Annotated in this window: 25 protein-coding genes; 12 read left to right on the forward strand and 13 right to left on the reverse strand. The window is 66.9% G+C overall.

What is annotated here, in order from left to right; genetic code table 11:
• Positions 1-60: 60 nt before the first annotated feature.
• The gene (locus tag RXV88_RS08425; protein WP_316291935.1) at positions 61-1209 is read right to left on the reverse strand and encodes a pyridoxal phosphate-dependent aminotransferase; all 1149 of its coding nucleotides are present in this window, start codon (positions 1207-1209) and stop codon (positions 61-63) included.
• A 75-nt stretch (positions 1210-1284) separates the two neighbouring features.
• Between RXV88_RS08425 and RXV88_RS08430 the strand changes: the two genes are divergently transcribed.
• Both RXV88_RS08430 and RXV88_RS08435 read left to right on the forward strand, forming a co-directional pair.
• Entirely contained in the window at positions 1285-2580 is a 1296-nt protein-coding gene (locus RXV88_RS08430; protein WP_316291936.1) for a M48 family metalloprotease, read from the forward strand.
• 46 nt (positions 2581-2626) lie between these two features.
• Positions 2627-3385 carry a DsbA family protein gene (locus RXV88_RS08435; protein ID WP_316291937.1) on the forward strand — a complete coding sequence of 253 codons (759 nt, stop codon included), beginning with the start codon at positions 2627-2629 and terminating at the stop codon, positions 3383-3385.
• 61 nt (positions 3386-3446) lie between these two features.
• Here RXV88_RS08435 and ispG read toward each other — a convergent pair whose 3' ends face one another.
• The 3 genes from ispG to hemA form a co-directional block, all read right to left on the reverse strand.
• Positions 3447-4574, reverse strand: a complete 1128-nt coding sequence (ispG, locus tag RXV88_RS08440) for a flavodoxin-dependent (E)-4-hydroxy-3-methylbut-2-enyl-diphosphate synthase (RefSeq protein ID WP_316292002.1) — start codon at positions 4572-4574, stop codon at positions 3447-3449.
• 121 nt (positions 4575-4695) lie between these two features.
• Positions 4696-6240, reverse strand: coding sequence for a RodZ domain-containing protein (locus tag RXV88_RS08445; RefSeq protein WP_316291938.1), 1545 nt, complete (start codon positions 6238-6240; stop codon positions 4696-4698).
• A 167-nt stretch (positions 6241-6407) separates the two neighbouring features.
• Positions 6408-7637, reverse strand: a complete 1230-nt coding sequence (gene hemA, locus RXV88_RS08450; protein ID WP_316291940.1) for a 5-aminolevulinate synthase — start codon at positions 7635-7637, stop codon at positions 6408-6410.
• A 348-nt stretch (positions 7638-7985) separates the two neighbouring features.
• Between hemA and RXV88_RS08455 the strand changes: the two genes are divergently transcribed.
• The 3 genes from RXV88_RS08455 (at position 7986) to RXV88_RS08465 (ending at position 10949) form a co-directional block, all read left to right on the forward strand.
• Complete coding sequence (locus RXV88_RS08455) at positions 7986-9362, forward strand: M20/M25/M40 family metallo-hydrolase (RefSeq protein ID WP_316291942.1); 1377 nt, start codon at positions 7986-7988, stop codon at positions 9360-9362.
• A gap of 175 nt (positions 9363-9537) precedes the next feature.
• On the forward strand, positions 9538-10080 hold the full coding sequence (locus RXV88_RS08460) for a hypothetical protein (RefSeq protein WP_316291944.1): 543 nt from the start codon (positions 9538-9540) through the stop codon (positions 10078-10080).
• Complete coding sequence (locus RXV88_RS08465; protein ID WP_316291945.1) at positions 10077-10949, forward strand: alpha/beta hydrolase; 873 nt, start codon at positions 10077-10079, stop codon at positions 10947-10949. Before RXV88_RS08460 ends, RXV88_RS08465 begins: the two co-directional genes overlap by 4 nt.
• 12 nt (positions 10950-10961) lie before the next feature.
• On the opposite strand, the gene RXV88_RS08470 is transcribed toward RXV88_RS08465, so the two are convergent.
• Positions 10962-11837 carry a glycosyltransferase family 2 protein gene (locus tag RXV88_RS08470; protein ID WP_316291946.1) on the reverse strand — a complete coding sequence of 292 codons (876 nt, stop codon included), beginning with the start codon at positions 11835-11837 and terminating at the stop codon, positions 10962-10964.
• Between the two features lie 120 nt (positions 11838-11957).
• Here RXV88_RS08470 and RXV88_RS08475 point away from each other — a divergent pair, with 120 nt between their 5' ends.
• Entirely contained in the window at positions 11958-12707 is a 750-nt protein-coding gene (locus tag RXV88_RS08475) for a hypothetical protein (RefSeq protein WP_316291947.1), read from the forward strand.
• On the opposite strand, the gene RXV88_RS08480 is transcribed toward RXV88_RS08475, so the two are convergent.
• Positions 12704-12943: an Lrp/AsnC ligand binding domain-containing protein gene (locus RXV88_RS08480; protein WP_316291948.1), complete on the reverse strand. Its 240-nt coding sequence runs from the start codon at positions 12941-12943 to the stop codon at positions 12704-12706. The two genes, RXV88_RS08475 and RXV88_RS08480, sit on opposite strands and share 4 nt — an antisense overlap.
• A 120-nt stretch (positions 12944-13063) precedes the next feature.
• Here RXV88_RS08480 and hisB point away from each other — a divergent pair, with 120 nt between their 5' ends.
• Positions 13064-13651: an imidazoleglycerol-phosphate dehydratase HisB gene (gene hisB, locus RXV88_RS08485; RefSeq protein WP_316291949.1), complete on the forward strand. Its 588-nt coding sequence runs from the start codon at positions 13064-13066 to the stop codon at positions 13649-13651.
• Positions 13652-13726: 75 nt separating this feature from the next.
• Positions 13727-14362 (forward strand): imidazole glycerol phosphate synthase subunit HisH, encoded by a 636-nt coding sequence (gene hisH / locus RXV88_RS08490; protein WP_316291950.1) that lies wholly within the window; start codon positions 13727-13729, stop codon positions 14360-14362.
• 31 nt (positions 14363-14393) lie between these two features.
• On the opposite strand, the gene RXV88_RS08495 is transcribed toward hisH, so the two are convergent.
• Positions 14394-14777: a DUF2147 domain-containing protein gene (locus RXV88_RS08495; protein ID WP_316291951.1), complete on the reverse strand. Its 384-nt coding sequence runs from the start codon at positions 14775-14777 to the stop codon at positions 14394-14396.
• 132 nt (positions 14778-14909) lie between these two features.
• Here RXV88_RS08495 and hisA point away from each other — a divergent pair, with 132 nt between their 5' ends.
• The 3 genes from hisA (at position 14910) to RXV88_RS08510 (ending at position 16800) form a co-directional block, all read left to right on the forward strand.
• Positions 14910-15632 carry a 1-(5-phosphoribosyl)-5-[(5-phosphoribosylamino)methylideneamino]imidazole-4-carboxamide isomerase gene (hisA, locus tag RXV88_RS08500; protein WP_316292004.1) on the forward strand — a complete coding sequence of 241 codons (723 nt, stop codon included), beginning with the start codon at positions 14910-14912 and terminating at the stop codon, positions 15630-15632.
• Between the two features lie 98 nt (positions 15633-15730).
• Positions 15731-16492, forward strand: a complete 762-nt coding sequence (hisF, locus tag RXV88_RS08505) for an imidazole glycerol phosphate synthase subunit HisF (RefSeq protein ID WP_316291954.1) — start codon at positions 15731-15733, stop codon at positions 16490-16492.
• A complete protein-coding gene (locus RXV88_RS08510; RefSeq protein ID WP_316291956.1) occupies positions 16489-16800 on the forward strand; it encodes a phosphoribosyl-ATP diphosphatase in 312 nt (103 codons plus the stop codon). Before hisF ends, RXV88_RS08510 begins: the two co-directional genes overlap by 4 nt.
• A 246-nt stretch (positions 16801-17046) precedes the next feature.
• Here the strand turns inward: RXV88_RS08510 and RXV88_RS08515 are convergent, their stop codons facing one another.
• The 4 genes from RXV88_RS08515 to RXV88_RS08530 all read right to left on the reverse strand — a co-directional run bounded on the left by RXV88_RS08515 (position 17047) and on the right by RXV88_RS08530 (position 22302).
• On the reverse strand, positions 17047-17514 hold the full coding sequence (locus RXV88_RS08515; protein WP_316291958.1) for a CoA-binding protein: 468 nt from the start codon (positions 17512-17514) through the stop codon (positions 17047-17049).
• 265 nt (positions 17515-17779) lie between these two features.
• The gene (locus RXV88_RS08520; RefSeq protein ID WP_316291960.1) at positions 17780-18829 is read right to left on the reverse strand and encodes a DUF2235 domain-containing protein; all 1050 of its coding nucleotides are present in this window, start codon (positions 18827-18829) and stop codon (positions 17780-17782) included.
• Positions 18807-21104 (reverse strand): xanthine dehydrogenase family protein molybdopterin-binding subunit, encoded by a 2298-nt coding sequence (locus RXV88_RS08525; protein WP_316291962.1) that lies wholly within the window; start codon positions 21102-21104, stop codon positions 18807-18809. The genes RXV88_RS08520 and RXV88_RS08525 overlap by 23 nt, the downstream gene beginning before the upstream one ends.
• 34 nt (positions 21105-21138) lie before the next feature.
• Positions 21139-22302 carry a type III PLP-dependent enzyme gene (locus RXV88_RS08530; RefSeq protein WP_316291963.1) on the reverse strand — a complete coding sequence of 388 codons (1164 nt, stop codon included), beginning with the start codon at positions 22300-22302 and terminating at the stop codon, positions 21139-21141.
• A gap of 113 nt (positions 22303-22415) precedes the next feature.
• Between RXV88_RS08530 and RXV88_RS08535 the strand changes: the two genes are divergently transcribed.
• Positions 22416-22850: an Lrp/AsnC family transcriptional regulator gene (locus tag RXV88_RS08535; protein WP_316291964.1), complete on the forward strand. Its 435-nt coding sequence runs from the start codon at positions 22416-22418 to the stop codon at positions 22848-22850.
• A gap of 2 nt (positions 22851-22852) precedes the next feature.
• Here the strand turns inward: RXV88_RS08535 and RXV88_RS08540 are convergent, their stop codons facing one another.
• Both RXV88_RS08540 and RXV88_RS08545 read right to left on the reverse strand, forming a co-directional pair.
• Positions 22853-23455 carry an inner membrane-spanning protein YciB gene (locus RXV88_RS08540; RefSeq protein ID WP_316291966.1) on the reverse strand — a complete coding sequence of 201 codons (603 nt, stop codon included), beginning with the start codon at positions 23453-23455 and terminating at the stop codon, positions 22853-22855.
• A gap of 60 nt (positions 23456-23515) precedes the next feature.
• Complete coding sequence (locus tag RXV88_RS08545; RefSeq protein WP_316291968.1) at positions 23516-24418, reverse strand: EamA family transporter; 903 nt, start codon at positions 24416-24418, stop codon at positions 23516-23518.
• Positions 24419-24475 lie beyond the last annotated feature (57 nt).

Below are 24475 nucleotides of genomic sequence, written 5' to 3' on the forward strand. Positions count from 1 at the left end.
GGCGCGCCGGTTTGGCACCCCCGGATCGGCCGATTTCCACCGCGTTTCGGCAAAGCGCACTTAGCCGCGCGCCGCCATGAACCGTTCCAGCCGCGCCAGCCCCTCGGCGATGTCCTCGGTGCTGCGGGCATAGGAAAACCGCAGCGTCCCGGCCCCGCGCACAGGATCGAAATCCAGCCCCGGCGTCACGGCAACACCGGCCTGATCGAGAATTTCCCGCGCAAAGGCGCGCGAATCGTCGGTCAGATGGCTGACGTCAGCATAGACGTAGAACGCCCCGTCGGGCGGCGCGATCCGGTCGAACCCGGCGCGCGGCAGGCCTTCGATCATCAGCCGCCGGTTTTCGGCGTAGACGGCCATGTTGGCCTGCAATTCCTCGGTTGCGTCCATCGCCGCCAGCGCGGCCACTTGGGCCGCATGGGGTGCGCAGATGAACATGTTCTGGGCCAGACGCTCGACCTGGCGCACCTGCGCGGGCGGCACCACCAGCCAGCCCACGCGCCAGCCGGTCATGCTGAAATACTTGGAAAACGAGTTGATCACGCAGACATCGTCGCTGATTTCCAGCGCGGTAACCGCCTTCGCCTCGTATTCGATGCCGTGATAGATCTCGTCCGACAGGAAGGCCGCGCCGCGCGCCTGCGCCGCCTCGACGAGCGCACCCATCGCGGCACGGTCCAGCATCGTGCCGGTGGGGTTTGCGGGCGAGGCGACCATCAGCCCCTGGTACTCGATGCCCTCGAGATCGGCGGGCACCGGCTGCAGGCGGTTTGCCGCCGAGGTCTGCACCTCGACCGGCACCAGATCGAGCGCGCGCAGGATCTGGCGGTAGGACGGATAGCCCGGCGCCCCCAGCGCCACCCGGTCACCCGCGTCGAAGAGCGCCGTGAAGGCCAGGATGAACCCGCCGGACGAGCCCGGCGTCACCACCACCCGCGCCGGATCCAGATCGACATTATACCAATCGCCGTAAAGCCTTGCGATGCGCTGGCGCAGCGCGGGCAGGCCCAGCGCCACCGTGTAGCCCATCGGGTCGCCGTCCTGCATGGCCACGGCGACGGCGGCGCGCGCGGCGGCGGGCGCGGGAGTGCCGGGCTGGCCCACCTCCATGTGGATGATGTGCCGCCCCGCCTCTTCGGCCTGCCGCGCGGCCTCCATCACGTCCATCACAATAAAGGGATCGACCGCCCCCCGGCTTGAGTTCCTCATCCCCGTCTCCTTATGGTGCGCCATGTGCGAAGTACGAGCGAACGGGGCGGCGCGTCAATGTTTCACCGGAACCTGATGGCAGGATTGCTGCTGCTGGCGCTGCTGGCGGCGACCCCGCTGCGTGCCACGACGCTGTTGCGCGACGCGGATATGGAATACAGCCTGACCGAACTGGCCAAGCCGATCCTGCGCGCCGCCGGGCTGAGCCCGTCGCAGGTGCGCATCCTGGTGACCGACGACAGCTCGCTCAACGCCTTCATCGTCGACACCCAGCACATCTTCATCCATTCCGGCCTGATCCTGAAGCTCGACACCGCCCGCGCCCTGCAGGCGGTGATCGCGCATGAGGCCGCGCATATCGCCAACGGCCACATCTCGCGCCGCGTGGGCAACATGCGTTCGGCCCGCACCGCCGCGGGGCTGGGGCTGGTGCTGGCCGCCGCCGCGGCCAGCGCGGGCCGCGGCGACGCGGCAGCGGGCATCGCTCTGGGCACGTCCTCGGCGGCGACGCGGTCGTTCCTGGCCCATACCCGCGCCGAAGAGGCCTCGGCCGATCAAAGTTCGGTCCGCTACCTGCTGCGCGCGGGCGTCGATCCAAGAGGCGCGGTCGAAGTGCTGGACATCTTCCGCGGACAAGAGGCGCTGTCGGCCGGGCGGCAGGATCCTTACATGCGCACCCATCCGCTGACCCGCGACCGGCTGCGCGCCATGAAAAGCTTTGTCGCCGCGCGCGACGGCGAGATCATCCAGGACAAGGCCGCGCAATACTGGTTCGCCCGCGCCAAGGGCAAGCTTTCGGCCTTCAAGCGCGCGCCGAAATGGACCCTGCGCCGCATCGGCGAAGGCCCGAGCCGCGACATCGACCTGATGCGCGAGGCGGTGGCCTATCACCGGCAAAGCGACCTCGGCCGCGCGCTCAAAGCGATCGACGGCGCCATCGCGCTGCGCCCGCGCGATGCGTATCTCTATGACCTCAAGGGGCAGATCCTTCTTGAAAGCCGCCGCGCGACCGAGGCCGAGCGCGTCTATGCCCAGGCCGCCAAGCTGGCCCCGCGCGAGCCGCAGATCCTCGGAGGTCTGGGCCGCGCGCAGCTGGCCAACGGCAACGCACAGGCCGCGCTGCGCTCGCTCGAGGCGGCGCGCGGTCGCGACTGGCGCGACGGCCGCGTGCTGCGCGATCTGGCGGTGGCCTATGCCAAGATCGGCCAGCCAGCCATGGCCTCGGTCGTCACCGCCGAACGCTATGCGCTGCAAGGACGGCTGAAAGACGCGGCCATCCACGCCAAACGCGCCGTCGCCCGGCTGCCGCGCGGTTCCGGCCCGTGGCAACGGGCGCAGGATGTGTTAAGTGCCTTTGAAAGACAACGCTGAGCCCATGGCCCGGCCTCGATCCCCCAAGTTCCGGAGACCCCGACATATGCGATACACCGCCCCCCTGACCGCCGCCGCTCTGGCCTTGACGCTGGCCAGCGGCCCCGCTCAGGCCTTCGACGCCGAGGCGATGACCGACGACCAGCGCGCCGCCTTCGGTGAGGAAGTGCGCCGCTACCTGATGGAAAACCCCGAGGTGATCATCGAGGCGGTCAATGCTCTCGAGGCGCGGCAGGCGCAGGCCCAGGCGCAGGCGGATGTGCAGCTTGTCACCGACAATGCCGAGGCGATCTTTGACGACGGCTACAGCTGGGTCGGCGGCAATCCCGAGGGCGACATCACCATCGTCGAGTTCACCGACTACCGCTGCGGCTATTGCCGCCGCGCCCATCCCGAGGTCGAAGAGCTGGTCGCCAGCGACGGCAATATCCGGCTGATCCTCAAGGAATTCCCGATCCTGGGCGAGGCCTCGGTGATCTCATCGCGCTTTGCCATGGCCACGCGGATGGTGGCCGGCGACGCGGCCTACAAGGACGTGCACGATGCGCTGATCACCCTGAACGGCGATCCCACCGACACCGCGCTTACCCGCATCGCCGAAACGCTCGGGCTGGATGCCGGGGCGATCATGGCCGAGATGGAAAGCGACGAGATCACCCGCCAACTCGCCGACATCCGCGCGCTGGCCCAGGCCCTGCGGATCAACGGCACGCCGACCTTCGTGATGGGCGAGGAACTGGTGCGCGGCTACGTTCCGCTGGACGGCATGCGCGAGATCGTGGCCGAGCAACGCTCGGTCAACTGACCAGGCGCAACGCGGCCCCGGACCCGATCCGGGGCCTCCACGCCACGACGCTGGGCGGGCGTTACTCCGCCGCCTGCGCCGCCTCGGCCGCTTCCAGCGCGGCGGCCTTCTTCTCGACCTCTTCGACGATGTGATCGACCATCTGGTCGTTGGTCATCTTGTGGCTCTGCTTGCCCGCGAGATAGACCATCCCCGCGCCGTTGCCGCCGCCGGTAAAGCCCACATCGGTCATCAGCGCCTCGCCCGGGCCGTTCACCACGCAACCGATGATCGACAGGCTCATCGGCGTCTTGATGTGCTCCAGCCGCTTTTCCAGCGTCTCGACCGTCTTGATCACGTCGAACCCCTGGCGTGCGCAGCTGGGGCAGCTGATGATGTTCACGCCCCGGTGCCGCAGGCCCAGCGACTTGAGGATCTCGTAGCCGACCTTGACCTCTTCCACCGGATCGGCCGAGAGCGACACGCGGATCGTGTCGCCGATGCCCATCCAGAGCAGGTTGCCCAGCCCGATGGCCGATTTGATCGTGCCCGTGGTCAGCCCCCCCGCCTCGGTGATCCCGAGGTGAATGGGCGCGTCGGTCTGTTCGGCCAGCTGCTGATAGGCCGCGGCGGCCATGAAGACGTCGGAGGCCTTACAGCTGATCTTGAACTCGTGAAAGTCGTTGTCCTGCAGGATCTTGATGTGATCCAGGCCCGATTCCACCATCGCGTCAGGGCACGGCTCGCCGTATTTCTCGAGCAGATGCTTTTCCAGCGACCCCGCGTTCACTCCGATCCGGATCGAGCAATTGTGGTCGCGCGCAGCCCTGATCACCTCGCGCACCCGGTCCTGACTGCCGATGTTGCCCGGGTTGATCCGCAGGCAGGCCGCGCCTGCCTCGGCGGCCTCGATCCCGCGTTTGTAGTGAAAATGGATGTCCGCCACGATCGGCACAGGGCTTTCGCGCACGATCTCTTTCAGCGCGCGGGACGATGGTTCGTCCGGGACCGACACGCGCACGATGTCCGCGCCCGCGTCGGCGGCGGCCTGCACCTGCGCGATGGTGCCGGGAATGTCCGTGGTGACCGTGTTGGTCATGGTCTGCACCGTAATTGGCGCGTCGCCCCCCACCGGAACCGACCCGACCATGATCTGGCGCGATTTGCGGCGGTAGATGTTGCGCCACGGGCGCACGTGGTTGAGGCTCATGCTCTGGGTTCCCATGCCAAGGTGTCAACTAAAGCTTACAGTCCGGCGCATGCTTTGACCAGCCCGCGCGCTGACGCGACACCTATTCACATTTGAAGGGGGTTCAACCCGCGCGAGGCGGTCAGTCTGCCGCAGTGCCGGTGGCGTTCAGCTGAACGACGACCTGCTGCAGATCGCCATCGGTGGACATGTCGGCGACCGCGAAGCGTTCGGTGAGGGTCTCCATCGACAGGGCGATGTTCGATTCGACGCCGCCGCTTGCCCCCATGGGTCCGTAAGGCGTGCCGTTCACGGCGAAATAGACCCCGCCGGCATTGCCCACACGCAGGCGGCTGGGTTCCTCGGTCTGGGGCACGGTCCAGGTGTCGCCGGGCTGCATCGTCGCCTCAAAGATCACCGAACCGTCGGCGGCGCTGACCCGCACCCAGGCCTCGCGCACGGCCATCATGACCACCGGCGGCGCGCCGTCCTCGAGCACCTTGGGATTGCCGAGCGACCCTTCGGGCGCCCGCGGCACCGAAAGCTGGGCCAGCACCCGCCCGAGATCGCCGTCGCGTTGCGGATCGGCCTTGCCATAGGCGGCGACCAGCATCTGCGGCTCGAGCGGCAGATCGTAGGTGCCCTGCCCGCTGGGGCCGAACGGACCATAGGTTTCGCCTTGGAAAACGAAGTAAAGCGCACCGGATTCGCCCACGTTCAGCTGCGGCGCATCCGCGTCCTCGGGCACCTGCCAGGTGGCGCCCGCATCCATGATCTCTTCGAAGAGGACGTTGCCCGCCGCGTCGCGCACCCGCACCCAGGCCGGCCGCGCGGCCACCAGCGTTAGCCGGTCGCCCAGCGCGCTATCCGCCGAGGCGATCTGGCGCGTGGAAGGATCGTCCGGCGCGCCCACCTCGGGCAGTTGCCGGGCGCGCGATTGCGCCGCGAAGGCGCCCACGGTCGAGGGATCGAGCGTCGAGATCGGCGCATCGCGGGCCACCAGAACCGGCATGTCCAACGCCTGCGGCCGGTAGAGCCGGTCCAGCGCCTCGTTGCGGGGCGGGGTAAAAACGCCGGCCGCCTCGGCGGTGTCGGTATCTTCGACCACGGGCTGGACGGCGGTCTGAAGCGGGTCGAGATCGCTCAACACCACGGGGGTCTGTTCCACCGGCGCAAGCTGCACGCGCTGCACCTCTTGCAGCACCGAATAGCCGCCGTAACCGATGCCGCCGATCAGGCAGATCAGCACCAGCAGCGACCCGATCGCGCCGGGCTCGATCCGGCTGAGAACCGAATCGCCCGCGGGCACGAAGGGCGTGTTGGGCTGTGCGAAAGGATCGCGCACGGCAGCGCGCGGCACCTCTGCGTCGCGGTCGGATTTCTTTAGGCTGGAGGCCTTGTCGGACATGCCGTGCGGATTGGCGAAGCCCGATTCCTGGCAGAAAAGAGAGAACGTCTCATCCGGGTCCATGCCCAGATACCGGGCGTAGGATCGCACGTAGCCCGCGATGAAACCGGGCGTGTCGAAGGCCGCCGGGTCGCAATTTTCGATGGCGGCGATGTAGCTTGCCTTGATGCGCAATTCGCGCTGCACATCGAGCAGCGACTTGCCGAGCGTCGCACGTTCACCGCGCATCACATCCCCAAGGCGCAACTCGAATGCGTCGAACCCGCGGGGTTCAGACACAGCGATATCCGCGTCTTTCTGGGATTTGCGCCCGATCATTCACGCCGCCCCATGGATGCCAATTTCCCGTTTCGTGCCTGCCCGATGCGCGACACGTTACGATTCGAGTCGCGCTGTTATTTACGTCAGACTAACACATCACAAGAAAATAAACACCGTTTCGGCGGTTATGCGCTCAATTCCGAGCGGTTCAGGGCGCAATGTGCCCAAAGCGCGTCCATTGCGTGCACCAGCTTGTTCATCTCGTCCGGACCATGAACTGGCGACGGGGTGAACCGCAGCCGCTCGGTGCCGCGCGGCACGGTGGGGAAGTTGATCGGCTGCACGTAGATGCCGTAGCCCTCCAGCAGCATATCGGACAGCTTTTTCGTGTGCACAGGGTCGCCGACGATCACCGGGACGATGTGGCTGCCGTGGTCGATGATCGGCAGACCCATGGCTTTCAGCCGGGTCTTGAGAATCTTTGCCTGGGTCTGGTGCTTGTCGCGCAGCTTCTGCCCATCGGCGGTCTTGAGGAACGCGACCGAGGCGGTCGCGCCCGCCGCCAGCGCCGGGGCCAGCGAGGTCGAGAAGATGAAGCCCGGCGCATACGACCGCACGGCATCGCACATCTTGGCCGAGGCCGCGATATAGCCGCCCATCACGCCGTAAGCCTTGGCCAGCGTGCCGTTGATGATGTCGAGCCGGTGCATCAGGCGGTCGCGTTCGCAGATACCCGCCCCGCGCGGGCCGTACATGCCCACCGCGTGCACCTCGTCAATATAGGTCAGCGCGCCGAATTCGTCGGCCAGATCGCAGATCGCCTCGACGGGTCCGAAATCGCCGTCCATCGAATAGATCGATTCAAAGGCGATCAGCTTGGGCGCGTCGGGGTCGTCGGCGGCCATCAGCTCGCGCAGATGCGCGACGTCGTTGTGGCGGAAGATGCGCTTGGCCCCGCCATTGCGGCGCACGCCCTCGATCATGCTGGCGTGGTTCAGCGCGTCGGAATAGATGATCAGCCCCGGAAAGAGCTTGGGCAGGGTCGACAGCGTGGCGTCGTTGGCGATGTAGGCCGAGGTAAAGAGCAGCGCCGCCTCTTTGCCGTGCAGATCGGCCAGCTCGGCCTCGAGCCGCTTGTGATAGACAGTGGTGCCCGAGATGTTGCGCGTCCCGCCCGAGCCAGCGCCGGTGGCGTCCAGCGCCTCGTGCATGGCGGACAGAACCGCCGGGTGCTGACCCATGCCCAGATAGTCGTTGCCGCACCAGACGGTGATCGGCTGTTCGGTGCCGTCGGGCTTGCGCCAGGTCGCGTGCGGGAATTGGCCGTTGCGGCGTTCGATGTCGATGAACGTCCGGTAGCGGCCTTCTTCGTGAAGACGGTTCAGGGCCTCGTCGAGCTTCGCGGTGTAGTCCACCGTCGTCCTCCTTCTTGTCCGCGGCGCGCTGGCGCTTCGCCGCCTGCGGTCTCCCCCGCATTCAATTTTGTGAATACCTACAGGTCGGGCATTCTTGTGTCCACTATTTAGGCAAGGACCATCGGTCGCATCATTGATATCGGTCAAACCGCGGCGGTGCCTGCCACACTCGATTGTGGAAAATGGACGCGGATCGGAAATTTTCCAGCGCCAGACAGGCCGATATCCCCGTGACGCCACGACGCAGGCCCCGCGCAGGGCGGTGAGTCGCGTTCGGACACGGGGCCGAAGCGCTGGACAGTGCCCGGCCCGATGATAGGCTCTGCCGCAAAACCTCAGGAGACCCGAATGTCCGTCGATCCCGTCCTGTCCCGAATCGATTCCGACCTGCCCGAGGCGCTCGAACGGCTGTTGGCGCTGCTGCGCATCCCCTCGATTTCGACCGATCCCGCCTACGACGCCGATTGCGAAAAGGCCGCCGACTGGCTGGTGGACGATCTGCGCAGCCTCGGCGTCGAGGCCGACAAGCGCCCGACGCCCGGCCATCCCATGGTCGTGGGCCATGTCGACGGCGACGGGCCGCACCTGCTGTTCTACGGCCATTATGACGTGCAGCCGGTCGATCCGGTCGAGCTGTGGGATCACGATCCCTTCGACGCCCAGATCGCCGACACGCCCGGCGGCCAGGTGATCCGCGCCCGCGGCTCCAGCGACGACAAGGGCCAGCTGATGACCTTCATCGAGGCCTGCCGCGCGTGGAAGGCGGTGCATGGCGCCCTGCCCTGCCGGATCACATTTCTGTTCGAGGGCGAAGAGGAATCGGGCTCGCCGTCGCTGGTGCCTTTCCTAAAGGACAACGCGTCGGAGCTGGGCGCCGATGTCGCGCTGATCTGCGACACCGACCTTTTCGACAGCCGCGTGCCGTCGATCATCACCCAGCTGCGCGGCCTGCTGGGCGAAGAGATCACCATCACCGGCCCCGACCGCGATCTGCATTCCGGCAGCTACGGCGGCATTGCGCGCAACCCGATCCGGGTGCTGACAAAGATCCTCGGCGGTCTGCACGACGACGCCGGGCGCGTGCAGGTGCCCGGGTTCTACGAGGGCGTGCCGGATCTGCCCCCCGACATGGCCGCGCAGTGGCAGGCACTGGGGTTCGACGCGGACCGCTTTCTGGGCGCTGTCGGGCTGTCGCAGCCCGCGGGCGAAGACGGATATACCCCGCTCGAGATGATCTGGTCGCGCCCGACAGCCGAGATCAACGGCATCGTCGGCGGCTATACCGGCGACGGGTTCAAGACCGTTCTGCCTTCGCGCGCCAGCGCCAAGGTCAGTTTCCGGCTGGTCGGCACGCAGGATCCGCTGGCCATCCGCGACAGCTTTCGCGCCTGGGTCCGTGAACAGCTGCCGCCCGATTGCACCGTCGCCTTCGCCGATCACGGCGCATCGCCCGCGTCGCGGATGGAAACCGGGCATCCGGCGTTTGCCGCCGCACGCGCGGCGCTGTCGGACGAATGGCCCGACCCGGCAGTCTTTGCCGGGGGCGGCGGCTCGATCCCCATCGCGGGCTATTTCAAGGATATCCTCGGCCTCGATTCGATGCTGGTGGGATGGGCCAAGGCCGACGACCAGATCCATTCGCCGAACGAGAAATACGACGTCGCCAGCTTTCACAAGGGCGTGCGAAGCTGGGCGCGCATCCTCGATGCGTTAACAAGGCTTTAGCGCCTGTGGCGGCGGCCTGCGGGGCGCGCCGCCCACAGCCCTGAGGCGAAATCATCGGGAATAAGAGGAAACCGCCCCAGACGGTTCAAATTTAACGGGAAATTTTTTGAATTCGAACCGCCGGTGCCTGACTTCTTTCCGATTCTTGCCACAATTCGCGGCTACGCCTTTTGTCATGCGAGGATATAGCTTCAGAAAACAGACCCGGGACGACTTTACACGTCGTATCGAAGCGGTCGACCCCAGCCATAACCGGCGCAGCAATCGACGCGCGCCGCGTGAGGACAAGACACCGAGCCATCCGTTCGTGTCGCTGATCATGGGCTTTTCGTGGTTCTACGTCGTCGTCACCGTCGCCAACAACCGCAGCCGCATCGAGGAAAGCCTGGTGCAGGGGTCGCTGCCGGTCGAATACCATGGGATGGTCTTCAACCTTCTGGCGGCGCTGATCACGGTGTCCGGCGTCTTTCTGATGGTGCACCTCTTCCGCGTCCTGGGCCGCACCGGCGCCAAGCGCGCCAATTCGTCGGGGCTTTTGACCGGGGCGGGGCTGGCGGTCGCGCTGATCTACACGCCGCCGGAAATGGTGCACGCAGGCATCGGGATGCTGGACGACAATTCGCGCAGCCTGATCCAGGTGGCGCAAGACACCGTGCGCGAGACCCTTCCCGGGGTTGACTTTGGATCCATAGCTCTGGTCAGCTCGCAGGGGCAATGACCCCCGAACATACCTCGCACATCGCAACGCTGAATCAACGGTCCATCGCCTATGACAGATATGGCGACGGGCCGCCTTTGCTGCTCTTGCACGGCTTTCCGCAGACCCGGGCCATGTGGTGGCGCATCGCGCCGATGCTGGCGCGCGATTTCACCGTGATCGCCGCCGACCTGCGCGGCTATGGCGACAGCTTCAAACCCGCCGCGATGACGGACATGAGCTTTCGCAACATGGCGTCCGACATGGTGGCGCTGATGGCGCTTCTGGGCTTCGACCGGTTCGATCTGGCCGGGCACGACCGCGGCGCGCGCACCGCGCACCGCCTGGCGCTGGATGCGCCCGACGCGGTGAAAAGCCTGACGGTGATGGACATCGTGCCGACGCATCATCTGCTCGACCGGCTGACGACGCCGGTGGCGCGTGCCTATTACCACTGGTTCTTCCTGGCCCAGCCCGCGCCCTTCCCCGAAACCATGATCGGCCACGATCCCGACGCCTATTACGAGCGTTGTCTTCTGGGGTTCGGCAAGGCGACGCTGGACGATTTCGCGCCCGACATGCTGGCCGCTTATCGCGACAGCTGGCGCGACCCCGAGTGCATCCGCTGCATGTGCGACGATTACCGCGCCGCCATCGACGTGGATTTCGCCCATGACGCCGCCGATCTGGATCGGCAGGTCACCTGCCCCGCGCTGGTGCTTTACGGCGCGGACGGGGCCATGGCCCGCGCGATGGACGTGCCCGCCACCTGGGCGCCGCGCCTTGCGGACATGCGGGCCAAGGGCGTCACCGGCGGGCATTTCTTCCCCGATCAGTCACCCGAGGAAACCGCCGCGGCGCTGCGCGGGTTCCTGTTGCCGCAGGCCTGATCCCGCGTCGCGTCAGATCAGCCCGACGAAGCGTTCCGGCAGAACGTATTGCAGGCCATAGTCGGGCCGGTCGAACTGCCAAAAGCCGGTCTCGCCGCGCGGCTTCCAGCTTCGGTGCATGCGCTTGCGCGCCCAGGCAAGATCGAAACCTTCCTGCATCTCAAGCTCGGCGAACGCCTCGAACACCGCGCGGTCCTCGCCCCGCGCCTCGGCGAACCAGTGCCGCCCGATAGCGGCGTCCTTGACGCCGACGCCCACCGCGTCGGTCACCGCGTTGCGCTGGTTCATCGTGGCGACATAATTGGGGAAATCGCAGTATTTCAGGTGCAGCAGGTACAATTCGTCCGGCGTGTTCAGCTTTGACGCCTGGGTGAAATGCCCGCCCCGCGCGATCTTGGTGCCCAGGCTGAGGATACAGGGCTTGGAATAATGCGGGGCCAGCCGCACATGCCGGCGGGGGCCGAGGATATGATCGCCGATCGACTCGGGCTCCAGCTCGATGCGGTGGATCACCTCGAGCCCCAGCGGCGTCAGCACCCGGCGTATCGGCGTGTTCCGCAGGTATTCCAGCAGCGACACGCCGGTCTCGGGGTCGACCACGACCAGCTCGTCCACATCGCCGACGATGACATGGTCGTAATAGCTGCGCAGGCCCCCGACGATCCCGTTCAAAAGCCGCCAGCGCTTCATGTCGAAATTGGGATGCGGATCGCCGGGGATGCCGATCACGTTGCAGCCCTCGGCCAGAGCGGCCACCTCGGCGCCGTGGCCGTGGTTGACGATATAGCAATTCTCGCGCCCCAGCGTGCCGCCGTAGTGGCGCAGCCAGGCGCGCAGGAAGAACGGATCGTCGCGCACCATGGTGACGGCGGCGGCTGTGGTCTGCATCGGGCCTGCCCCTTGTGGTTTTTCGGGCATCCTAGCGCAGCGCCGTTGCGGGAGGAATCGCAATATGACACGCGCTCGGCTATCGTTGCGCGCAAAGCATAAACGAAGAGGCCGGCGCAGGTGATCGCAGCGGATTTCGCAGACAGGGGCTGGCAGATCGTGCCCGGCCCGACGCGGCCCACGCGCTATCAGGTGATGGGCGAACGGTCGTCGGGCACCAATTTCGTCAAGCGGCTCTTGGGGCGGAACACTTCGCTGCGGCCTTGCGAGGATCTGGGCTGGAAACACGGCTTTGCGCAGATGACCGCCATCCCCGAGGATATGGCGGTGATCTGCGTGGTGCGCCATGCCGCGCCCTGGGCGCTGTCGATGCACGCCAAGCCCTGGCATTGCCCTCCCGCGATGCAGCGGCTGGCCTTTTCGGATTTCATCCGCGCGGAATGGGCCACGATCGCGGACCGCCCGCGCTATTTCCCGCAGGTGGCGCAGCTGGGCGGGGTGGGCCGGCCGCTCCAGCACGACCGCGACCCTCTGACGGGGCGCGCCTATGCCAACCTCTTTGCCCTGCGACGCGCCAAGCTGACGGGGCTTTTGTCTTATTTTCAAAGGGGTTCTGCGCTGATCTTCACCCGGCTCGAGGCGGTGCAGACCGCCCCCGAGGCGTTTCTGTCAGATGTGGAGGCCGGATTTGGGCTGGAACCGCGCGAAGGGCCCTACCGGCCCGTGGTCAAGCGGCTGGGGTCCAAGTTCCTGCCCGCGGTCGACGCCCGCCCGCCGACGCCTTCGGCGATGGCCGAGGCCGATGCCGATTTCATGCGCGGCGCGCTGGATCTGGAGATGGAGACGGCGCTGGGATTCCGCTACGACTAGAAGGCCTTGAAGGTTAGCGTGGTCAGCGACCGCTCGATGCCGGGAATGTCCAGCAGTTCCTCGTTGATGTATTTGCCGACGTCCTCGCCCTCTGGGATGTAGAGCTTCATCAACAGATCGTATTCGCCGCTGGTCGAGTAGAGTTCGGAATGGATTTCGCGCAGGGCGATTTCCTCGGCCACGCGGTAGGTGGTGCCGGGTTTGCAGCGGATCTGGATGTAAACGCAGGTGGTCATGGCGGGCCTCTTTTGGCGTCCAAGCTGGCACAAGCGCAACGGCGGCACAATGCGCAATCGGCGGGCCTTGGCGCGGCGCGCGGGGCCGCCTATAAGGCCGCGACGGCAAGGAGAACGCCCATGCGCAGCGCCACGATCAGCCGCAAGACGGCCGAGACCGACATCCGCGTCGAGATCGACCTCGACGGCAGCGGGATCTACGACAACCAGACCGGCGTGGGGTTCTTCGACCACATGCTGGACCAGCTCGCACGGCATTCGCTGATCGACATGACGGTGCGCGCCACGGGCGATCTGCATATCGACGATCACCACACGGTCGAGGATACCGGCATCGCTTTGGGACAGGCGCTGGCGCAGGCGCTTGGCGACAAGCGCGGGATCCGGCGGTATGGGTCGTGCCATTTGCCGATGGACGACGCGCTGGTGCGCGCTGCACTCGATCTGTCGGGGCGGCCCTATCTGGTGTGGAACGTCGCGCTGCCGACCGCCAAGATCGGCAATTTCGACACCGAGCTGGTGCGTGAGTTCTTTCAGGCGCTGGCGACGCATGGCGGCATCACGCTGCATGTGGACCAGCTGCACGGGCTCAACAGCCACCACATCGCCGAGGCCGCCTTCAAGGCGGTGGCGCAGGCGTTGCGCGCGGCGGTGGAACCCGATCCGCGCAAGGGCGATGCGATCCCCTCGACCAAGGGCGCGCTCTGACGCGGGCGGCGCGGTGCGCATGAATGCGCACCCTACGGGACCTGGGCCAAGGGGCCGATTTCGGGAAGGTGAACCATGCTGACCGCCATTATCGACTATGAAAGCGGCAATCTGCATTCGGCGGAAAAGGCGTTTCAGAAGATGGCCGCGGAGGTGGGTGCTGGCGACGTCGTCGTGACCGCCGATGCCAATGTGGTGGCCCGCGCCGACCGGCTGGTGCTGCCCGGCGACGGGGCCTTTCCGGCCTGCGCCGCTGCGCTGCGCGCCTCGGGCTGTTTCGAGGCGATGGTCGAGGCGGTCGAGACCCGGGGCCGGCCTTTCCTGGGCATCTGTGTCGGCATGCAGCTGATGGCGCGTCGGGGCCACGAATATTCGATGACCGACGGGCTGGGATGGATCGACGGCGAGGTGGTCGCCATCGAGCCCGAGGACCCGGCGCTGAAGGTGCCGCATATGGGCTGGAACGACCTGGTGATCGACGTGCCGCACCCGGTTCTGGACGGTGTTGCGACCGGCGAGCACGCCTATTTCGTGCATTCCTACCAGATGCGGGTGGACGCCCCGGCGCAGCGGCTGGCGCATGTGGATTATGGCGGCGATGTTACCGCCATCGTGGGCCGCGACACCATGCTGGGCTTTCAGTTCCACCCCGAAAAGAGCGCCGCGACCGGCCTTCGGATGATCGCCAACTTCCTGACCTGGACCCCGTGAGCCTGGGCGCGGGCAGCTCGCCGTCCGCGCCTCAGTTCACCCGCGACCAGGTCTGTTTGGAGCAAAGCAGCCCGCCCGCCACGCAGCCGCGCAGGCGCAGGGAATCGCCGCTCAGATCCATCTTGCCCAGATAGCTCTTGTCGTTCGACGGTCGCCAGACCTTGCCCTCGTAGCGGCCCCCGCCCTGCGGCGCCATGTCGATCACCAGCGTCTTGCCGATGCTGGGCGAGCGGTATTCGCCGGCCTCATCGAAGGTGCGCGCGATCACGCCGCAGATGTTGGCGCCGCAGGGCGACATGGTCACATGGGCATAAGAGCCGTCGTCGGGCTGGGTCTTCCAGGTGCCCTCCACCGGGTCCGCCATGGCCGCCCCCGCCACCAGCATCAGCCCCGCCAAAATCGCCATCCGTTTCATTCCGTCCTCCCGTCAAAGCTGCGCAAAGCCTGACCGACAGATCGGGCGGCGATCAAGGCTGACGCAGGGTCGCGTTGCATCCGCCGTTGCGTCATGCCAAAGGGGGCCAGCGATTTTCTGCAAGGCAGCGACATGATCCTCTACCCCGCCATCGACCTCAAGGACGGCAAGGCCGTGCGCCTCTTGCGCGGCGACATGGACAAGGCCACCGTCTTTAACGACGACCCCGCGGCACAGGCGCTCGACTTCGTGGCGGCGGGCTGCGAATGGCTGCATCTGGTGGACCTCAACGGCGCCTTCGCCGGTCAGCCGGTGAACGCCGCCGCGGTCGAGGCTATCCTGAGCCAGACACAAACGCCCGCACAGCTGGGCGGCGGCATCCGCGACATGGCCACGATCGAGACCTGGCTGTCCAAGGGCCTGGCCCGCGTCATCCTGGGCACCGTGGCGGTGGAAAACCCTGGCCTGGTGCGCGAGGCCGCCCGCTCCTTCCCCGGCCAGGTCGCCGTCGGCATCGACGCGCGTGGCGGCCGCGTCGCCACCAAGGGCTGGGCCGAAGAGACCGACGTGGACGCCACCGATCTGGCCCGCAGCTTCGAAGATGCGGGCGTGGCCGCGATCATCTACACCGACATCAACCGCGACGGCGCGATGCAGGGCCCGAATATCGAGGCCACCGCCGCGCTCGCCCATGCGGTCACCATCCCGGTCATCGCTTCGGGTGGCGTGTCGTCGCTGGCCGACCTGATCGCCTTGCGCGATTGCGGCGCGGCACTCAACGGCGCGATCTCGGGCCGGGCGCTTTATGACGGGGCCATCGACCTGAAAGAGGCGCTGGCCGCCCTGAGATCCTGAGCCGGCAAGGGGGGTGTCCTGCGCGCTCCGCACCGCACCGTCACGGACAGGTCCCAAGCCCCTTCCCAACCCATCCGTTTCGCGGTAACGCACAGACCATGCTCAAGACCCGTATCATCCCCTGCCTCGACGTGGCCGACGGTCGCGTCGTCAAAGGCGTGAACTTCGTCGATCTGGTCGATGCCGGCGACCCGGTGGATGCCGCGCGCGCCTATGACGCCGCCGGCGCGGACGAGATCTGCTTTCTCGACATCCACGCCACCCATGAAAACCGTGGCACCATGTTCGATGTGGTCACCCGCACGGCCGAGCAATGCTTCATCCCGCTGACCGTGGGCGGCGGCGTCCGCACCGTGGCCGATGTGCGCGCCCTGCTGCTGGCGGGCGCCGACAAGGTCAGCTTCAATTCGGCGGCCGTGGCCGATCCGGACGTGCTGGCGCGCGCCGCCGACCAGTTCGGCAGCCAGTGCATCGTCTGCGCCATCGACGCCAAGACTGTCGCCCCCGGCAAATGGGAGATCTTCACCCACGGCGGGCGCAAACCCACCGGCATCGACGCGGTCGAGTTCGCCCGCACCGCCGCCGCCAAGGGCGCCGGAGAGATCCTGCTCACCTCGATGGACCGCGACGGCACCAAGGCGGGGTTCAACATCCCGCTGACCCGCGCCATTGCCGACGCGGTCGGCATCCCGGTGATCGCCAGCGGCGGCGTCGGTACGCTCGACCACCTCGTCGAAGGCGTGACCCAGGGCCATGCCTCCGCCGTGCTCGCCGCCTCGATCTTCCACTTCGGCACCTACACCATTGCCGAGGCCAAGGCCCACATGGCCGCCGCCGGCATCCCCATGAGGCTGACATGACCCTCGAAGACCTCGCCCGCATCGTCGCAGACCGCGCCAAGGCCGACCCCGGCGAAAGCTGGACCGCCAAACTGCTGGCCAAGGGCCCCGAGAAATGCGCCGAGAAATTCGGCGAAGAGGCGATCGAGGCGATCATCGAAGCCACCAAGGGCGACCGCGACCGCCTGACCTCCGAAGCCGCCGACGTGCTCTTTCACCTCCTGGTGATGCTGCACTCCCGCGACGTCGCGCTCTCGGACGTGATGGACGAACTGGCCCGCCGCCAGTCCCAATCCGGCCTCGCCGAAAAAGCCGCCCGCAAAGGCTGACCGCCCGCCCCCATCTTCATCCGGTCAAAAATATCCCGTCATTCGGGACCCTTGCCCCAGCCCACTCCCGCCGCGCGAACGCACGCAAATCCTGACGCAGGTCCCCACTCTTCATCTGGTCAAAAATATCCCGGGGGGTTTTGGGGCAGCGCCCCCATTCCAACCCCCTGCTCGGCCGCGGGCTTGCCCGCGGCCGAGCAGGGGCGACGCGCGCAGCGCGGCGCAACCCCTTGCAATCGCGACGAATTACAACCGCGACGAAACATGCCCCGTATTGAACCCGCCCATGCGCAGCTCGTGAAACAGCCGCTGGTATTCGATCTTGGGACAGCGGTTCTGGATCACATCCATCCCCGCCGCCTCGGCCTTGGCGGCGGCCTCCGCGTGCTCGACCCCGATCTGCATCCAGATCGTCTTCAATCCCTTGAACCGCTCCAGCGCCTCGTCCACGATGGTCGGCACCGCTTCGGAGCGGCGAAAGATATCGACCATGTCGATATCGTCCGGGCAAGAGGCCAGATCCGCCCGCACCTCAGCCCCGAAAAGCCGCTTTCCGGCATGGCCCGGGTTGACCGGCACCACCTCGAAACCCTTGAGGCTCAGGTAACGCCCCACGAAAAAGCTCGGACGTACCGGGTTCATCGACACGCCCACCATGGCGATCTTGCGCGTGCGGGTCAGGATCTTCTTCAGATAAGCGTCGGAATAGGTCATGAGGCGCGGCCCGAAAGGTTTGGAACGGCGCAGGCAAAGCAAAAGGCGCGGCCATTGTAAAGACGCGCGCCGCTGCCGCGCCAAGAAAAAGCGCCCAAGGCGGCAGCCCCGGGCGCAAGTGACGGAACGAGGGACAGTGAAGGTCCCGCAGGGGTTCCGAACCTGCGGGCCTGACAGTTAGATAGGCACAAAAGACACATCTTGAAGGCCTTTCAAGAAAGTGTGAACAAAAAGTCTTGACCCCACACCCGGCCCCTCTTCGCGGTCAAAACGCCGGTTTCGCCTCGGCCGGCGCGGCCAGCCGCGCGCTGTCATGGATCCGCTCGGACCGGTCGCGTCCCACCTGCCGCGGACCGCGCAGCAGGAAAAGCTTGCCGACCCCTCGCCAGGTGCCCACCGAGGGCGCCTCGGGATCGCAGGGAAAGCGCGCGCGCCAGCCGTCGGGCAGCTCCAGCCCGCAGCCCTCCGCCCGTTCCAGCATCCACACCAGTGGGATATTCGACAGCCCGCGCGCCGGCGTGAAGCCACTCAGCTGGCCGCCGATGTCGCCATGGGTGCCGCGAAACCAGACCTGTTCGGCGATGCCCGGGAAATCCTCGGGGCAGTGCCAGAGCACCGGCGCATAGGCCTCTCGCGTCTCATGCAGCGCCAGCGCGTGAAAGCCGTGCCGGATCGAGTGGCCCAGGTGATGGCTGTGAAAGGCGTGGTTGCGTTCCGACAGCCGCCAGAACAGCGGCAGCCGCAGCCCCAGCGCCTTCACCGTGTCCCAGACCCCGACCATCTCGATCGGGGCCGTGTCATGACAGCGGACCCGGGCAAAGGCCCGCGCCGACGCCCCGTGCGGATCGAATTGATAGAGCCGGTAGATCTGGCGGATGTTCGACACCGTGGCATGTTCGGCCCGCAAGAGCCCCACCCGGTCGATCACCCCGGCCAGCGAACGCACCGCATAGGCGCCGCGCGAATAACCCATCAGGAAAATCCGGTCGCCGGGCTGGTAGCGCGAGGCCAGATAGCCATAAGCCCGGCGGATCTGCCGGTTGATCCCGCGCCCCATCATCACGTCGCCGGTGGCCCACCAATCGTCCCACTGCACCCCGGCCTCGTAGTAAAGCGAGGCGTGATTGCGTTCGCGCAGCAACTGGTAGGTCAGCCCGGCGTTGGTCTCTTCGCCGGGCCTCAGCGACGACATCGTGCCGTCGAGGATGATCACATGATCGAGCGGCCCGCGCCGGCGCACCAGCGCGGAATGGCCCGTCGCGAACCGGCGGCGGACCCATCCCAGAAGCGTGTCACTCAGCCGCGATGCGGTCATCCCTCAGCAAGCTCCAGACCCGTTGCGGTGTGAACGGCATGTCCACCTGGCGCACGCCGCGGTCCCACAGCGCATCCTGCACCGCATTGGCCACCGCCGCCAGCGCCCCCACCGTGCCCGCCTCGCCGCAGCCTTTCATGCCCATGGCATTGGCGGTCGAAGGGACCGGTTCGGTGGCAAAGCCGATCATGGGCACATCATCGGCGCGCGGCATCGCATAGTCCATGAACGATGCGGTGAGCAGCTGGCCCTCGTCGTCATAGACCACCCGTTCGGTGACCGCCTGGCCGATGCCCTGCGCCACCCCGCCATGCACCTGGCCCTCGGCCAGCATCGGGTTGATGAGGTTGCCGAAATCGTCCACGACCGAATAGCGGTCGACCACCGTGCGCCCGGTTTCCGGGTCGATCTCGACCTCGGCCACATGCGCGCCGTTGGGAAACGACCGCGCCTCGAGCTGCGAGCGGGCCTTCCAGGTCAGCAGATCCTCGCGCCCCGCCTTGCGCGCCATCTCGGCGGCTTCGAGCATGGTGGGCGTCACGTTCGAGCCCTCGGCGCGGAAGGTTTCGTCGTCGAAGCTGACCGCATCCGCATCGACCCCCATCTCGCCCGCCAGGAATTCCGAAAAGCCTTTGACCATGTCGGCCACCGCCACCAGCGTCACGTTGGTTTGCACCGTCACCGACCGCGACCCGCCGGTGCCGCCGCCCGAGGGGATCAGGTCGCTGTCGCCCTGCACCACCTCGATCCGGTCGGCGGGAATGCCGGTCTGGTCCGCCAGGAACTGGGCAAAGACGGTCTCGTGCCCCTGCCCGTTCGACTGCGTGCCGACATAGATCTTCGCGCCGCCCTCTTCGGTGAATTCCACCCTCACGTCCTCGGACGGGTTCCCCAGGATGCTTTCGATGTAATAGCAAAGCCCCTGCCCGCGCAGCTTGCCCGCCGCCTCGGACGCGGCCTTGCGCGCGGCATAACCGGCGTTGTCGGCGGCCTGCGCGGCGTGATCCAGAACGCGGTTGAAATCGCCCACGTCATAGGTTTCGCCGACGACGGTCTTGTAGGGGAAATGCGCCGCCGGAATGAAATTCTTGCGCCGCAGGTCCCACGGGTCGATGCCCATATCGCGCGCCGCGCGGTCCATGACCCGCTCGATCACATAGATCGCCTCGGGCCGCCCGGCCCCGCGATAGGCGTCGACCTGGGTCGTGTTGGTGTAGATCCCCTCGCAGCGCATATAGGCGGTCTGCACGTCGTAGACGCCGGTCAGCACCTTGGAAAAAAGCTCGGTCTGGATCGCCTGCGCAAAGCCCGAATTGTAGGCCCCCAGGTTGCAGACCGAATGCACGCGGTAGGCCAGCAGCCGGTGATCGGCGTCAAACGCCAATTCGGCGCGCGTGGTCAGATCGCGGCCCGCGTTGTCCGACAGCATCGCCTCGCTGCGGTCCGACATCCAGCGCACGGGCTTGCCCAGCGCGCGCGCCGCGTGGCTGACCACGGCGTATTCGGGATAGTTGAAAGCCTTCATGCCAAAGCCGCCGCCCACGTCGGGGTTGGTCACATGCACCGCCTCGGGCTCCAGCCCCAGCGCCGCCGATACCGCCGACTTGAACCCCCAGACGCCCTGTCCGTTCACCGCCAGATGCAGGCGTTCGCCGTCCCAATCGGCGAAACAGCCGCGCGGCTCCATCGAATTGGCGATCACGCGGTTGTCCTCGACATCGAGCACGATGTGGTGGGCCGCGGCGGCAAAAGCGGCCTCGGTCTCGGCCTCGTCGCCCAGGCCCCAGTCGAAGGCGCGGTTGTCGGGGGCTTCGGGGTGGATGGCGGCGCCGCCGGCGGCGACCTCCATGTGCACGGGCAGCTCGTCATAGTCGAATTCGATCAGCTCGGCGGCGTCGCGCGCCTGTTGCAGCGTCTCGGCCACGACCATGGCCACCGGCTCGCCAACGAAACGCACGCGCCCGCGCGCCAGCAGAGGCCGTTCCGGCGCCGCGCCCTTGGTGCCGTCGCGGTTCGTCACCAGCGTACCGGCCATGGCGACGTTGACATCCGCCGCCAGCAGGTCGTCGGCGGTCAGCACCAGATGCACGCCCTCGGCCTCGCGCGCATCACTGACATCAAGCGTCGTGATCGCTGCATGGGCCACCGGCGAGCGGAACACATAGGCCCTGAGCGCGCCGTCCGGGGCGACATCGTCCACATAGCGCCCCTGCCCGGTCAGGAACCGCACATCCTCGACCCGCTTGACCGACTGGCTTTTGCCGAACTTTTCCATGGGAACCCCTCGCGCTTATCTGTTGGGGGCGACACTAGACTGACATGCGCCGGTGTCCAGAGTACATCTGCCCCGCGCCGGTCAGCGTCACCTGCCGCAGCGCGCCGTAACCGTTGAACCGCGTGGCGATGGCGGCGGCATAGGCGCCCATGCCCCCGAGGATCAGATAATCCCCCTCGGCCAGGTCCTCGGGCAGCGCGACGTGGCCCGGCACCCGGTCGAGACTGTCGCAGGTCGGCCCGAAGAGGACGCATTGTCGGGGCTTGGCGGCGCGGGTTTCGCCGCCGGGCGACATCACGGCGATCCGCCCGCACGGCCCCAGATCGCGCCACTCGGCCAGCGCGCCGTAAAGCCCGTCGTTAAGAAAGACCGCCTCGTCCGACAGCGCCTTGACCCGCAGCGCCACCGTGACCGCATCGGCCACCATCGCCCGGCCCGGCTCGCAGACGAGTTGGGGGGCGTCGTTGCCGAAAGCCTCGGCGGTCGCGTTGCGGATGGCCTTGAAGATGGCGCTCAGGTCCGGGGCCTTGGCGGCGCGGTGCGCGGCAAAGCCCCCGCCGACGTTCAGCCGCGCCAGCCGTACGCCGGCCTGCCGCGCAATGCCCGCGCAGGCCGCGATATAGCGCGCCCAGGCCTCGGGGGATTCGCATTGCGTGCCGGGGTGAAAGGTCATCGACGGGGTCAGGCCCCGTTCGGCGACGGCGCGCAGCAGCGCGCAGGCGACCTCGGGTGCTGCGCCGAATTTCGACCCGAAATCATAGGCCGCGCCCGCCACCGGCAGGGCCAGCCGCACCGCGATCTCGGTGCCCTCGGGTAGTGCGGCCAGCTTGTCCAGTTCCGACATCCGGTCGACCGACCACGAGACCACGCCAGCCGCCAACCCGGCCTCGATCTCTGTGCAAGACCGCACCGGGTTGTGGTAATGCAGCGCCGCCTCGGGGCAGACCGCGCGCACCTGCGCCATTTCCCGCGGAGACGCGACGTCGAAGGCCGCGATCCCCGCCCGGCAGAGCGTCATTAGCACCGATTTGTCCGGGTTCGCCTTGACCGCGTAGCTGACCAGCCCCGGAAAGCCGTCTTGAAAGCTATATGCGGTTCGCTGAAGCGCCTGCGGATCGAAGAAGGCGATGGGATCGTCGGGACGATGCGCCAGAAGCCAGCCGCGCGGATCGGACGCGAATGCGGGATGAATGACCATGCTCTGCCTCAAGTCTTTTTGCTCTAACACCAGTGTCCGGCAAAAATGACTCGGAATCGTCTGGTGATTTGGGCAGAGTGAGCGGCAATTATCGACAATTCGCAGGCTTTATCATGCAGATCGACGACAACGACCGCGCGCTGCTGCGCTTTCTGGCCGAGGACGCCCGGATGCCCGTCGCCGATCTGGCCCGGCGGCTGGGGCTGGCGCGCACGACCGTTCAGGCGCGCATCGACCGGCTGCTGGCGCAAGGCGTGATCGCGGGGTTCACCCTGCGCGCGGGCCCCGGCCTGCGCCCGGCCCTGCGCGCCACGGTGCTGGTGTCGATCGAGCCGCGCAGCGGCCCGGCGGTGCTGGCGCGGCTGAAGACGCTGGCGGGGGTCGAGCGGGTGCACACGACCTCGGGGCGGTTCGACCTGATCCTCGAGATCAGCGCCGACAACACCGAGGCGCTGGACCGGCTGCTGGACATGATCGGCGACGCCAAGGGCGTGCGCAGTTCCGAAAGCCTGATCCAGCTCTCGACCAAGATCGACCGCGCGGTCTGAGGTTACTCGCCCTCGTCCTCCAGCCCGTAGGCCTTGAAGAGCCCGGTCTGCGACATGAAGAAGACGAAGATCGCCGCACTCAGCCCGAAGGTCTTGAAATAGACCCAGGTTTCGGTGCTCATCGTGCGCCAGATCACCTCGTTCAGCAGCGCCAGCCCCAGGAACAGCGCGGTGACGCGCCGCGTGAGGATCATCCAGCCTTCGGGTTTGAGCGGCATCAGCCCCTCCATCACGTAGCGCAGGTACGATTGCCCCCGCAAAAGGCCGAACCCCAGAACGCCGCCAAAAAGCAGGTAGATCAGCGTCGGCTTGACCTTGAAGAAGCGCTCGTCGTTGAGCCAGACGCTCAGCCCTCCGAAGACCACGATCAGCACCGCCGTCACCACCTGCATCCGGCTCAGATGCCCGGTCAGCGCCCAAAGCGCCGCGATCGAGGCCAGAAACACCGGGATGAACCCCGCCGTCACGACGATGAAGCCGTCGTATTCGGTGCCGCCGATGGTAAAGACCCGGTCCTTGAGCCAGAGATAGGCCACGAAGAAGCCGATCACCGGCCCCAGTTCGAGAGCGGATTTCAGGAACGGGTTGATCTGACGGTCGGCCATGCGCGTCTCCTTTTGGGCTGAGATAAGCGTATCGGGGCCAAGGGGCAATGGAGCGCGGCCCTAACCGCCGAATTCCACGATCACCGCGCCCAAAGCGATCAGCGCCATCAGCGCGATGCGGCGCGGCCCCACGGTTTCGCGCAGCACCAGCCAGCCGATCAGCGCCGCGGAGACGGTCGAGGTTTCGCGCAGCACCGCCGCCTCGCCGACCTTGTCGAGTCGCGTGGCCAGCATGATCGAGCCGAAGCTGAAGAACGCCACCACGCCGCCGATCACCCCGCGCGCCAGCAAGGGGCCGACCGAAGGCGGCGCCGCCATCGCCCGCCAGCGCAGCGTGGCAAGCACCGGAAAGACCAGCCCGTCGATGAAGAAGAACCACGCCAGAAAAGTGAAGGGATCGGCCGCCGCGCGGATGCCGTAAGCGTCGTAGGTGGTGTAGAGCGCCACGAAAAGCCCCGTGGCCACCGCCAGCCCCAGCGCCGCGGGCAGCGTGTCGCGCGCGGCGGTGAGGTAGATCAGGTTATAGATCGCCAGCCCGAAGATCCCCGCCAGCAGCACCGCCATACCCAGCCATTGGGTGGCCGTGAAACGCTCGCCGAAGATCAGATAGGCCCCGATCACCGCGAAAAGCGACCCGGTGCCGCGCACCACCGGGTAGACCACCGTGTAGGCGCTCCTGGAATAGGCCATCGCCTGCAGAAACTTGTAGACCAGATGGATGACAAAGGCCCCGGCGAAGATCGGCCACATATGCGGCGCGGGCCAGGGAACGACAAAGAAAGCGAAGGGTGCTGCCATCAGCGCATAAGAGCCGTCGATCGCCCCGCGCGACAGCCAGGGATCGTGCCGGCCTTTTTGCAGCGCGCCGAAGACCGCGTGCAGGAAGGCCGCGAGCACGGCCAATGCGAGGGCGAGCGTGTGTCCGGCCTCGGTGCCTTCGAGGGAAATCAGCCAGGCGCTCACTGGCGGGTGTCGCAGGGGGGCGCTGCCCCCGGCCTGCGGCCTCCCCCGGGATATTTC

Origin of the sequence: Aestuariicoccus sp. MJ-SS9, from assembly GCF_032586235.1 — a bacterium.
In the GTDB taxonomy this organism is placed as follows: Bacteria; Pseudomonadota; Alphaproteobacteria; order Rhodobacterales; family Rhodobacteraceae; genus Aestuariicoccus.